This is a genomic window from Aeromonas enterica, from assembly GCF_054052465.1.
Map to the genome: position 1 here is coordinate 214,846 of NZ_JBSTYL010000003.1, position 12,196 is coordinate 227,041.

Annotated in this window: 11 protein-coding genes; 8 read left to right on the forward strand and 3 right to left on the reverse strand. The window is 61.9% G+C overall.

Features of this window, described 5'->3' with window-relative positions; translation table 11 throughout:
• The first annotated feature begins 5 nt into the window (after positions 1–5).
• The 5 genes from ACW5XD_RS05080 to ACW5XD_RS05100 all read left to right on the forward strand — a co-directional run bounded on the left by ACW5XD_RS05080 (position 6) and on the right by ACW5XD_RS05100 (position 4,207).
• Positions 6–671 carry a GntR family transcriptional regulator gene (locus tag ACW5XD_RS05080; RefSeq protein WP_456493917.1) on the forward strand — a complete coding sequence of 222 codons (666 nt, stop codon included), beginning with the start codon at positions 6–8 and terminating at the stop codon, positions 669–671.
• Positions 672–704: 33 nt separating this feature from the next.
• The gene (locus ACW5XD_RS05085) at positions 705–2,507 is read left to right on the forward strand and encodes an aminopeptidase P family protein (RefSeq protein ID WP_456493918.1); all 1,803 of its coding nucleotides are present in this window, start codon (positions 705–707) and stop codon (positions 2,505–2,507) included.
• Positions 2,508–2,619: 112 nt separating this feature from the next.
• Positions 2,620–3,015 carry a nitrous oxide-stimulated promoter family protein gene (locus ACW5XD_RS05090; protein ID WP_456493919.1) on the forward strand — a complete coding sequence of 132 codons (396 nt, stop codon included), beginning with the start codon at positions 2,620–2,622 and terminating at the stop codon, positions 3,013–3,015.
• Between the two features lie 124 nt (positions 3,016–3,139).
• Positions 3,140–3,592, forward strand: a complete 453-nt coding sequence (locus ACW5XD_RS05095) for a GNAT family N-acetyltransferase (RefSeq protein WP_456493920.1) — start codon at positions 3,140–3,142, stop codon at positions 3,590–3,592.
• Positions 3,593–3,730: 138 nt separating this feature from the next.
• Positions 3,731–4,207, forward strand: a complete 477-nt coding sequence (locus tag ACW5XD_RS05100) for a glycine zipper 2TM domain-containing protein (RefSeq protein WP_456493921.1) — start codon at positions 3,731–3,733, stop codon at positions 4,205–4,207.
• Between the two features lie 76 nt (positions 4,208–4,283).
• Here the strand turns inward: ACW5XD_RS05100 and ACW5XD_RS05105 are convergent, their stop codons facing one another.
• The 3 genes from ACW5XD_RS05105 to ACW5XD_RS05115 all read right to left on the reverse strand — a co-directional run bounded on the left by ACW5XD_RS05105 (position 4,284) and on the right by ACW5XD_RS05115 (position 7,995).
• The gene (locus ACW5XD_RS05105; RefSeq protein ID WP_456494068.1) at positions 4,284–6,263 is read right to left on the reverse strand and encodes a bifunctional 2',3'-cyclic-nucleotide 2'-phosphodiesterase/3'-nucleotidase; all 1,980 of its coding nucleotides are present in this window, start codon (positions 6,261–6,263) and stop codon (positions 4,284–4,286) included.
• A gap of 127 nt (positions 6,264–6,390) precedes the next feature.
• Positions 6,391–7,011, reverse strand: coding sequence for an L-lysine exporter (gene lysE / locus ACW5XD_RS05110; RefSeq protein WP_456493922.1), 621 nt, complete (start codon positions 7,009–7,011; stop codon positions 6,391–6,393).
• A gap of 201 nt (positions 7,012–7,212) precedes the next feature.
• The gene (locus tag ACW5XD_RS05115) at positions 7,213–7,995 is read right to left on the reverse strand and encodes a LuxR family transcriptional regulator (protein ID WP_042868909.1); all 783 of its coding nucleotides are present in this window, start codon (positions 7,993–7,995) and stop codon (positions 7,213–7,215) included.
• Between the two features lie 62 nt (positions 7,996–8,057).
• On the opposite strand from ACW5XD_RS05115, the gene ACW5XD_RS05120 reads away from it, so the two are divergent.
• From ACW5XD_RS05120 to ACW5XD_RS05130, 3 genes are all read left to right on the forward strand, one after another.
• Positions 8,058–8,684 (forward strand): acyl-homoserine-lactone synthase, encoded by a 627-nt coding sequence (locus tag ACW5XD_RS05120; RefSeq protein WP_456493923.1) that lies wholly within the window; start codon positions 8,058–8,060, stop codon positions 8,682–8,684.
• Positions 8,685–8,950: 266 nt separating this feature from the next.
• Positions 8,951–9,850, forward strand: coding sequence for a LysR family transcriptional regulator ArgP (locus ACW5XD_RS05125; RefSeq protein ID WP_456493924.1), 900 nt, complete (start codon positions 8,951–8,953; stop codon positions 9,848–9,850).
• A gap of 100 nt (positions 9,851–9,950) precedes the next feature.
• Complete coding sequence (locus tag ACW5XD_RS05130) at positions 9,951–11,987, forward strand: exoribonuclease II (protein ID WP_456493925.1); 2,037 nt, start codon at positions 9,951–9,953, stop codon at positions 11,985–11,987.
• The last annotated feature ends 209 nt before the right edge of the window (positions 11,988–12,196 follow it).

The following is a 12,196-nucleotide window of genomic DNA, read 5'->3' on the forward strand; positions in this document are numbered from 1 at the left end:
CGACCATGAGCCTACCCTACAAGACCCGCACCCAGATGGTGATGGAAAATCTCCGTGGCCGGATCCTGCGCGGCGAATTCCCCGCCGGCGCCCCCCTGCGGCAGGATGCCATCGCCAAAGAGCTGGCGGTGAGCCGCATTCCGGTGCGGGAAGCCCTGATGCAGCTGGAGGCCCAGGGACTGGTGAAGTTCGAGGCGCACCGCGGCGCCGTGGTCACCATGCTGGACGCCTCGGCCATCGAGGAGCTCTTTTATTTGCGAGCCCTGCTGGAAGCCGATACCCTGTTTCACGCCGTCGACCTGATGACGGAGGAAACCTTCGTCAAGGCACAAGCCATCCTCGCCCAGTTTGATCAGGCGCTCGAGTCAGGCACCCAGATCGAACACTGGGCCGAATTGAACCACAGTTTTCACGCCACCCTTTATCAGGCTGCCGGCCGCCCCCAGGCGCTGGAGCTGATCGCCCAGATCAATCTGAGCTGTGACCGCTATGTGCGCTTCGAGCTGCTGTTTGCCAGCGACGGCGTGGACAAGGCCGAGCGTGAACACGCCCAATTGCTGGAACTGTGCCGCGCCCGTCGCAAACACGAGGCCGTGGTGCTGCTCAAGCAACATATCGAGGCGGCTGGCCAGTCGATCAAGCGGATCCTGGACAGCGGCCACCACAGCTGAACACTCACATCACAACAATCTGGCATTAACGACATGAATCATTTCGAGATTATTGAAACCCGCGTCGCCCAGGTCAGGGCCACACTGGCCACACAAGAGCTGGACGCCTTCATAGTCCCCCACGATGACGAGCACCTGGGCGAGTACATTCCCGCCTACGCCGAGCATCTGGACTGGATCACGGGTTTCAACGGCTCCGCCGGGCTCGCCATCATCATGGCGCAGCGGGCGGCCCTGTTCATCGACGGTCGTTACACGGTGCAGGCCCGTATGCAGGCACCGGCCGAGCTGTTTGAGTTTCTCCATCTGAACGAAGATCCCCACGTCCAGTGGCTGGCAGATCAGCTGCCGTCCGGCTCCCGGGTCGGTTTCGACGCCCGCCTGCACAGCCTGGCCTGGTATCAAAATGCCAAGGCGGTGCTGACCGAGCGCGGCATCGAGCTGGTGCGCGTGGCGCAGAACCCCATAGACCTGCACTGGAGCGATCGCCCCGCCCCGACCAAGACCCCCGCCATCCTCTACAGCGAGGAACTGGCAGGCCAGTCGAGCCAGGCCAAGCGTGAACTGCTGGCGGCGGATCTGCGTAAACGCGGGCTGGATGCTGTACTGCTGACCCAGGCCGAGCCCATCAACTGGCTGCTCAACCTGCGTGGTCGCGACGTGGAGCGGCTGCCCGTGGTATTGGGCTTTGCCGTGCTCTACGCCAACACCAGCATGGATTTCTTCGTCGACACCGACAAGATCGACTGCATCGCCTTCTCCCGCCACGTGGGGCAGGATGTCTCCGTCTACCCCGTCGACAAGCTGGGTGACGTGCTGCAACGCATCGGTGAAGACCAGCAAAAAGTGCTGGCCGATCCCAACACGGCCAACGCCTGGACCCAGCTCATCATGGAAGAGGCTGGCGCCACCCTGGTGGCTGGCCAGGATCCGACCATGCTGCCGAAGGCGTGCAAAAACGCCGTTGAGCTGGCCGGCATGCGTGCCGCCCATCTGCGCGACGGCGTCGCCGTCACCCGCTTTCTGGCCTGGCTGGATCGGCTGATCGCCGCCGGCGAGTATCAAGGGGTGGACGAGGGCACACTGGCAGACCAGCTGGAAGCCTTCCGCCACGAGCAGGAGCACTACGTCGAGCCGAGCTTCGATACCATCTCGGCATTGGGCCCCAACGCCGCCATGTGCCACTACCATCACACCAATGGCATACCACGCACCTTCGGTCAGGACAGCATCTATCTGGTGGACTCCGGCGCCCAGTATCTGGACGGCACTACCGACATCACCCGCACCATCAAGGTGGGAGAGGTCACCGACGAGCACAAGGCGATGTTCACCCGGGTGCTGCAAGGTCACATCGCGCTGGATCAGGCCCGCTTCCCGCGCGGCACCGCCGGCATCCAGCTCGACGTGCTGGCCCGCATGCCGCTGTGGCAGGCCGGTTACAACTATGACCACGGCACCAGTCACGGGGTCGGCCACTTCCTCAGCGTGCACGAAGGCCCGCAGCGCATCGCCCCCAAGGGCAGCCTGGTGGCCCTGCAGCCGGGCATGGTGCTCTCCAACGAGCCTGGTTACTACCGGGAAGATGCGTTCGGTATCCGCTGCGAGAATCTGGTGGTGGTGACCGAACAGGAGCAGATCGGCGAGCTGCCCATGCTGGGCTTCGAACGGTTGACCTATGTGCCGTTCGATACACGCCTCATCGATCGCAGCCTGCTGAGCCCGGCCGAGTTCCGCTGGATCAACGAATACCATGTCGAGGTGTTCCGCCGCCTGAGCCCGCTGCTCGAGGGCGAGGATCTCGCTTGGCTGGAACAGGCAACCAGCCTCATCTAATCGCAGACAATCGAGGTTGTCTGATGAGACAGGGCCCTTGGGCCCTGTTTTTTTGCCCCCCGGCTTGACCTGTATCAAGACCCCGCCGGGGCAGGTCAGGACAATGACCCCCATGAAAACCCATCACCCCGATCCCGTGCGCCAGGCCCGTGCCCACAAGGCACCCGAGCACCCCAGGCTCAAGCGGGAGCAGCAGACGGTCAGCGCCATGATCCGCCTCTACTGCAACCACCATCATCAGGATCCCGCCTGCCACCACTGCCAGCAGCTGCAAGCCTTCGCCCACCAGCGCCTGCGGCGCTGCCGCTATGGTCACGGCCACAAACCCACCTGTGCCAACTGCAATATCCACTGCTATGCACCGGCCATGCGCAAACAGATACAGCTGATCATGAAGTGGAGCGGCCCGCGCATGCTGTGGCATCACCCCTGGCTCGCCCTGTGCCACCTGTTGGACAGCCATCGCAAGGCCCCCAGATTGCCCAGCAACCGGCCTCTGCCGCGCTGAATCGGGCAAGCGGCAACACCCGGCCCATCACCAGACCCGCTTGCATCAGCCCGGATGGCCCACTAACCTGTGACTCCTTTTTTGACTGCCGCACGGCAGCACGTACGCAATAACAGGAGCCCGGATGCATCAGCCCCCCGTTTTGAGAGTGGCCCGCCACGCCGACATGCATGCCATCTGGCAGATAGACGTCGATGTCTTCGGGGAGGATGTCTACCCCGCCTTCTTCTTCCGTCAGGCCATGGATCTCTGGCCCGAGCTGCTGCTGGTGGCCGAGCTGGATGGCCGGCTGCTGGGCTATGCCCTCGGCGGACTGGGACAGGAGCGGTCGCAAGGTTGGCTGCTCTCCCTGGCGGTGTTGCCCGAGGCGCGTGGCTTCGGCCTGGCCGAGCGCATGATGCTGCAAGTTGAGCGGACACTGGTCAAACTGGGGACAGATCGGGTCAGACTGACGGTGGATCCCGCCAATCCTGCCCAGCGCCTCTACTTTCGACTCGGTTATCAGCAATTGGCCGAAGAGCGCGACTATTTTGGCCCGGGTGAAGATCGCCTGCTGCTGGAAAAGCGGCTTGGCTGACAGCGTCGCTGACGGCGCCCTCACCCCTGAGTCTCATAATTGGTTACACTTTGCTGGTTTCATGCTCAATCCGGTTGGCGTAAAGTTGAACTCACTGACCGAATTAACCAGATCAGATGCCAGCCCAGGAGGCCCATCATGTTGAAACGTATCACCCTTATCGCCTTGTTGGCCGCTACCACAGCCACCACCCTCAGCGGTTGTGCCAATAGCGACGTCTACTCCGGCGATGTCTATACCAAGGATCGCGCCAAGCAGGTGCAGACCGTCAGCTACGGCACCATACTCTCCACCCGTCCGGTCAAGATCCAGGCCGATGAGAACTCTCTGGTCGGCACCATAGGCGGCGCGGTGGTCGGTGGCCTGCTCGGCAGCACCATAGGGGGTGGTCGCGGCAGCGATATCGCCGCCGCGGGTGGCGCCATCGCTGGGGCCGCCGCCGGCAAAGCCGCCGGAGACAAGTTCAATCAGGTCGATGGCGTCGAGCTCGAGATCAAGAAAGAGAGCGGCGAATCCATCGTGGTGGTGCAAAAAGCCAGCCCTACCTTCGTGCCGGGCGCCCGAGTGCGCATGACCCAGGGCAACGGCACCATCAACGTGGCCGTGGTGAACTAAGCACACGCAACCAGGCCTCCCACGAAAAAGCCCTCGCAGTGCGAGGGCTTTTTTTATCACCGGTTTCAGTCAGGCATTACTGACGGATCAGGCGGAAGATGGCGTAGCCGGGGTGCTTGGGATCGTCCATCGGCAAAGTGGACTTGTACTCCAGGTCCGCACCGGCCAGTTGTTTGGCCTCTTCGCGAGGAGAGGAGTAGAGGCGTACGTCCACGTTGGCCGGCAAGGCCTTCATGTGCCAGTTGTTGTTGGCCGCCGGGCTGAAGCCGGCCGGGTTGTCGGCAGACTGGGTCTTCAAGTACTGGGCGATGATCTCCCGCGTCTCGGAGGGATCTTCATGCACTATGTTGCTGCCGTCGATGCCCGGGAAATGGCCGCCACCGCTGGCGCGGTAGTTGTTGGTCACCACGTAGAACTTCTGGGCCGGATCCATGGGCTGACCGTTGAAGGTGAGGCCGCTGATCCGCTGGCCATCGCTGACCTTGGCACCATCCTTGTTGTAACGGGCCGGCTGGGTGATATCCACCTCGTAGTTCACCCCGTCGATCACGTCGAAGTTGTAAGTGGGGAAGGTCTCGTTCACCAGCCACTGCACCTCTGTCTTGCTGGTGTCGATCTGATTGAACTGACCGGCGCTCATCTCCAGCCACTCCTTGACGGTGGCACCGTTCACCTCGACCACCTGCAAAGTGTTCGGATAGATATAAAGGTCGGAGACGTTGCGCAGGGAGATGTCGCCTGCGGCCACATAGGTGAAGTCATTGATGCCGTTGCGACCACCACGGAAGGGGGCCGCCACCGACAGGATCGGGTAGGACTCCTTGAGCAGACCATCTTGTTGCAGTTGCTCGGCGTAGCGGCGCTGGGCATCGCTCACCAGTTGAACGGAAGGATCGTCCTGCACCAGGGCGAAGAAGCTGTGAATGGGTGAGGTGATCTTGCCAAGCGGCTCATCCAGCCACTGGTTGGTCGCATCGTGATCCGCCTGTACCAGGTCCACCACCCGCTGATCCACCGCGCTGCCCTCGCTGGAGTCGATCTTGCGCAGGCTGGCCTGGCTCTGTTTCACCTGCCACTTGCCGTCCACCTGTTCCAGCTTGAGATCGATGATGCCGAGGTGGTTGCCCCAGTAGCCGGGCATCACGGTCGGCACACCGCTCAGGGTACCGGCCTGGTTGTCCACCTCCGGCAGATCCGGGAAGTCGCCCGGGAAGTTCTTGTGGGCATGACCCAGCATCAGGGCGTCCACTCCCTTCACCTTGGCCAGATGCCAGGCGGAGTTCTCCATCATGGCCTCGTAGCTGCTGGCATTGATACCGGTGTGGGCCACCACCACCACTATGTCGGCGCCCTTGGCGCGCAGCTCGGGCACATAGTGATTGGCGGTCTCGACCATGTCGGCCACCACCACCTTGCCTTCCAGATGACGCTTGTCCCACTGCAGCACTTGCGGTGGAGTCAGCCCCAGTATGCCCACCTTGACGGTTTGCAGCTGACCCTTGTCATCCTTGACCTGGCGCTCAAGCAACAGGTAGGGCGTGAACTTGTTGCCGCTCCAGTCTATTTGCCCCTTGGCGTCGCGCTTGAAGGCGCCCGCCTCGAACACGTTGGCGTTCACATAGGGGAACTTGGCACCCTGCAGTGTCTTGGTGAGGTAATCCAGCCCGTAGTTGAACTCGTGGTTGCCCAGGTTGCCGGCGTCATAGCCAAGCTCGTTCATGGCCTTGAACACCGGGTGGGCCTGCTTGTCGAGGTAGCCGGCACCAGATTGCTCGAAGATATAATCCGCCAGCGGCGTGCCCTGGATCAGGTCACCGTTGTCGAGCAGCAGGTTGTTGGGGTTTTCGGCGCGGGCCGCGCGGATCAGCAGCGCGGTGCGGGAGAGGCCAAACTTGCGATCCTCCTTGTTCTGGTAGTAGTCGTATCCCAGCACGTTGGAATGGATATCGGAGGTTTGGATCAGACGCAGGGCAACCGCTCCCGGTTGCGCCTTGCTGTCATTTTCGTTGCTACAGGCAGACAACAGCACTATGGCTGCAATAGCACCCAGCTTCATGGTTTTATTCACTGTCTTGTCCCTTTTATTATGAGTGTTGCTTTACCAGCAACGGGAATTTAACAGACGAATATGTCAGTGCATGAAGCTGCGATTAATTTTTATGAGGTGCGGCACAAAAATAGCCTTATGAGGCCAGCAGAGCCCCGAACGCCAGTTGCAATGCCAATCCCAGCATGATGAAACCAACAATAGTATCAATAGCTTGCTGAACCCGGCCGCGGGCAAGCCAGGGGGAAAGCGCCGCTGCGCCAAACGCCAGGCTGTAGAACCAGACCAGAGAGGCCAGCATGGCCCCGGCCGCAAAAGCTGGTCGCAACTCCTCGGCAAACTGACTGCCGAAGGAGCCGAGCAGCATCAGGGTATCCAGATAGACGTGTGGATTGAGCAGCGTCACCCCAAGGGTCATGGCCAGCACGCTCTTGAGCCCCATCAACCGGGGCGAGTCCGCCAGCTTGGCCCCCTGCCCGCGCCAGGCACTGCGCAGGGAACGAATGCCGAACCAGCCGAGGAACAACACGCCACCCCAGGTCAGCAGTGCCAGACCCAGGGGACTGGCCGCCAGCAGATTGGCCCCGCCGAAGACTCCGATCCCGATCAGGATGAGATCGCACAGACAGCAGAGCGTCGCCGCCAGCAGATGGTGGTTGCGGTGTATGCCCCGACTCAGCACGAAGGCGTTCTGGGCACCGATGGGAATGATCATGGCAAGACCGAGGGTGAAGCCTTGCAGGGTAGTTGCGAACATGGATTGAACGTCCAGAAGAGGGATTGGACGGCACTATAGAGGGCACAGGGTGTTCAGAGAAATTCATAAATCTGCTGATGAATTCATTTTCCTAATAAACCGGGATTCTGAGGGCAGGGATGAATTCCATCCGGCACCAACTGTCAATTGCATGATCTGACAATTGTGAGCCTGTCGCTCTGCCCCGAGAATCATTGGGTTTTATTGCATCAGCTTGGGGAAGTTGGTGACCACGACCTGCTCCAGATTGGGCAGCAAGATGCCACTGCTCACCCCCTTGGCGATGGCCTGGTAGCGATTCATCGACCCCGTTTTACGGGTGACCTGATTGAGGTGGTAGTTCACGGTCCGCTCCGTGATCCCCAGGATGCAGGCAATTTCACCCGACGTTTTCCCTTCACTGGCCCAGAACAGGCATTCGGTCTCCCGGTCAGTCAGGGCCTCCTGAGGGTCATCTTCCCGCAGACTGACCCGCACAATCCGGATCGCCGCCTCGAAGATGTAGTTGGACATCCAGGAGAGGATAGGCGAGGACTCCAGCAGCAGATCGCTCGACGCCCGCTCGGCGGTGATGAACGACAGTATGCCGTTTTCTCCCGCCGCACCGTGCAGCGGAAACGAGATGCCGTTGCGCAGCCCGAACTCCGCCGCCAGTCCCATCACATCCAGACTGCCCTCTTGCAGAAAACGCGCCCGTCCTTCCAGCCGGTTCCAGTAAATGGGCAAGGTCTGCTTGCGGGCCAGCTGAATGATGGGATCACAGGCCAGCATATGGTTGGCCGTATAGGCCTGCACCCAGGAGTCGGGGCACTGATTGAACAGCACCACCTTGGGCCTTTGCATCGACATGGGAATGATCAGCGCGAACCGGTAGTAGTCATAGCCCATACCGAGCGTGAACCGACCGATCAACTCGGCCAAACGATCCCCGTCCGTTACCGAAGTGAAATGTTCGAGGTACTCAAGCAGTTGGTCTTGTTTCATATGCTAGCCCCCCTGGCCAGGGCCTCGATTATAGCGCCGAACACTGAAATGGAGACATCTGAATGCTTGTTTTCAAAGGAAAATTAAAGGAACACCCCAGATGGGAGGTAGAAAACGAGCTTTATCGCTTCCGTAATCGCGTCTTCTCCGATCGCCTCGGCTGGGATGTGGAGTCCCACCGCGGTCTGGAGCAGGACAGCTTCGATACCCCGGACACCCATTGGGTGCTGATCGAGGATGAAGAGGGGCTGTGCGGCTGCATCCGGCTGCTCAGTTGCGCCCAGGATTACATGCTGCCCAGCATCTTCCCCACCGCCCTCGCCGGTGAGGCACCACCGCGCAGCAACGACGTGTGGGAGCTGACTCGCCTCGCCATTGACGCCAACCGGGCGCCGCGCATGGGCAACGGGGTGAGCGAGCTGACCTGCATCATCTTCCGCGAGGTCTATGCCTTCGCCAGGGCTAAGGGGATCCGGGAGCTGGTCGCCGTGGTCAGCCTGCCGGTAGAGCGCATCTTCCGCCGTCTCGGCCTGCCCATCGAGCGACTCGGTCACCGTCAGGCGGTGGATCTGGGCGCCGTGCGCGGGGTCGGTATCCGCTTCCATCTGGATGAGCGCTTCGCCCGTGCCGTCGGCCAGCCCATGCAGGGCGAGTATTATGCCGATGCCCGCGAGCTGGTCACGGAGTGAGAGTCATCATAAAAAAATCCCGGGATAAGACCCGGGATTAAAAGTTCTCGCTATGGCCCGTTTCCACCCCATGCAAAAACGGACGCAAAAGAGTATCTCCTGAATATCTTTTGACCACCACTGTCACATCTCACAGTGACAAACCCACTTTCCCCCCGCACACCACGCGAGCCGGGCCTGTCGCCGATCCGGCCAGTGCAGCATTGTCCTGCGGTCGTCACTCCAGTAGCATCCCTTCTCAATACCTGTACGGATAAGGAATGCTGATGAAGGCGTTGGACTACAAGCTGCTGCTGGCGCTGGATGCCGTGATGCAGGAGCAGAACTTCGAGCGGGCAGCCCAGCGCCTGCACATCACCCAGTCCGCCATCTCCCAGCGCATCAAGCAGCTGGAGCAGCAGTTTGCCGAGCCGCTGATCATCCGCAGCCAGCCCCTGCAGGCCACGGCTCTCGGGCAGAAGCTGCTGGCCCACTACCGCCAGGTGCGTCAGCTGGAGCTGGAGCTGGCGGGGGAACTCTCCCCCAGTGAGCCCCAGGCCCCGATCCGGGTCAGCATAGCGGTCAACGCCGACAGCCTGGCCACCTGGTTCCTGCCCGCCCTGGCGCCGCTGCTGGAGCAACACCCCATCGAGCTGAACCTGCTGGTGGATGACGAGTGCCGCACCCTGGACCGGGTGCGCGAGGGGCAGGCCTTCGGCGCCGTCAGTCTGCACGGCCAGCCACTGGCGGGCTGCTGCGTCGACGAGCTCGGTGAGATGCACTACCTGCTCACCGCCAGTCCCGCCTTCGTCGCCCGCCATTTTCCAAATGGCATGACCCGGGCCGCGCTGGCCAAGGCGCCGGCGGTGGCCTTCGATCAGCGCGATGACATGCACGTCAGCTTCATGGCGCGCCACTTCGAGCTGGAGCCCGGCGGCTACCCCTGTCACACGGTGCGCTCGTCGGAGGCCTTCGTCGCCATGGCCGAGCAGGGGCTCGCCTACTGCCTCATCCCCGAACTGCAGATCCGCCAGCAACTGGCCCAGGGAAGCCTGCTCGATCTCAACCCGCAGCATCACCTCGTCGAGCGCCTCTACTGGCATCGCTGGGTGCTGGAGCGCGGGCTGCACAAACAGATCTCCCAGCGCCTGATCGATCAGGGGCGCCACGCACTGCACAGGGGTTGACGGGGCCATTCACCTTGGCTTTGGAGGGGTAAAAACGTATAGTGCTGGGCGATCCTTCATCAGGTCTCCACCCAGGTTTTCCACTTCAGGTTCCTCACTTATGTTCCAAGACAATCCGCTGCTGGCCCAGCTCAAGCAACAAATCCGCGAAAACATCCCCAAGAAAGAGGGTGTGATCCGCGCCTCGGACCGGGGCTTCGGCTTTCTGGAAGTCGATGAGAAGACCAGCTATTTCGTGCCGCCTCCCTACATGAAGAAGGTGATGCACGGTGACCGGGTAAGCGCCCTGATCCGTACCGAAAAAGAGAAGGAAGTGGCCGAGCCGGATGCCCTGCTGGAGCAGGCCGTGACCCGCTTCGTCGGTCGCGTGAAGATGTTCCGCGATCGCCTCAACGTGGTGCCGGACCATCCGCTGATCAAGGACGCCATCAAGGCCCGCGCCAAGAAGGGTCTGGATGAGAAGTCCTTCAAGGAAGGGGACTGGGTGGTTGCGACCCTCAAGCGCCACGCCCTGAGTGATGGCAACTTCTCCGCCGAGATCAGCCACAAGATCGCCGATCAGGAAGACCACAACGTGCCCTGGTGGGTGGTGCTGGCGCGCCACAACCTGGCCCAGATTGAACCGGCCGACCTGCCCGAGTGGAACGTCATCGAAGAAGAAGAGTTGCCGCGCACCGACCTGACCGCCGTCCCCTTCTTCACCATAGATGGCGCCAAAACCAAGGACATGGATGACGCCCTCTCCATCCGCAAGCTGGACAACGGCTGGGAACTGCTGGTCGCCATCGCCGATCCGACCGCCTATGTGGCCGAAGGCAGCGAGCTGGACAAGGAAGCCGCCCAGCGCGCCTTCACCGTCTACATGCCGGGCCGCAACGTGCCCATGATCCCGCGCACCCTCTCGGACGAGCTCTGCTCCCTGAAAGAGGGCGAGGAGCGCAACACCCTGTGCGCCCGCCTGCTGATCGCCGAAGATGGCCTGCTGTTGGAAGAGACCGAATTCTTCGCCGCCCGCATCTGCTCCCACGCCCGCCTCAACTATGACGAGGTCTCCGACTGGGCCGAGCACGGCAAGGAACTGGGCATAGACGCAGGCGTCATGGCCCAGCTGCCGCTGATGAAGGCCATGACCGAGGCGCGCATTGCATGGCGCACCGAGCATGCGCTGGTGTTCCCGGACAGACCCGACTACGACTTCGAGCTGGGTGAAAACGGCGCCGTGCTGGCCATCCACGTGGAGCCGCGCCGCATCGCCAACCGCATGATCGAAGAGTCGATGATCGCCGCCAACATCTGTGCCGGTCGCGTGCTGGGCAAGAGCGTCGGCTACGGCATCTTCAACGTCCACACAGGGTTCGATGAAGAGTCCCTCGACGGCGCCATCGATCTGCTGAAAAGCGCCGAGGCCCCGTTCGAGAAGGAAGAGATCGCCAGCCTGACCGGTTTCTGCGCCCTGCGCCGCTGGATCGACAGCCTGGATACCCGCTGGCTGGACGGCAAGATCCGCCGCTTCCAGAGCTATGCACTGATGTCCGCAGAGCCGGGTGCCCACTACGGCCTGGGCCTGGATGCCTACGCCACCTGGACCTCCCCCATCCGCAAGTACGGCGACATGGTCAACCATCGCCTGCTCAAGGCCGTTATCGCCGGCAAGACCCCGGGTGAGCGCCCAAGCCAGGAGCTGACCGAGCACCTGACCGAGTGCCGCCGCCTGCACCGCAGGGTGGAGCGCGACATCGGCGACTGGCTCTATGTCCGTTACCTCAAGGCCGATGCCGGCACCGACAAGGTGTTCAACGCCGAGATCATCGACGTGATGCGCGCCGGTCTCAAGCTGCGCCTGCAGGAAAACGGGGCCGTGGTCTTCATGCCCGCCCGCCATATTCTGGACAACAAGGAGCGGCTGGAGTGCAACTGGGACAACGGCCGCGTCTACCTGGACAAGACCGAAGTGGTCTATGAACTGGGCCAGATCATCGAGGTCAAGCTGACCGAGGCGGTGGAAGATACCCGCTCCCTCATCGCCAAACCGGCGGTAGATCTGGTGCCGGGTCCGGCACCGGAAGCCCCGGTGGCCGACAGCACAGTGACCGAGAGCAGTGAGGCCCCTGCCGAGGCGGCTCCCAAGGCCGAATAAGCCAAGCCTCTACAGCCCGATGCAAAAGCCCGCAACCTTGCGGGCTTTTTTATACGTGCAGAGCGGCTCGGTATGGGCGTGTTGGAGGCACTTGGCTGGCTGAGCGGGCAGAGCCTGCCCGAGGTGGGGGCTGACCGCCCCTTGGCGATGCTGCGGCTTGTCAATCGGTGGAGTCAACGCTTCGATCGGGGCTGTGGGAGGGAGTGATA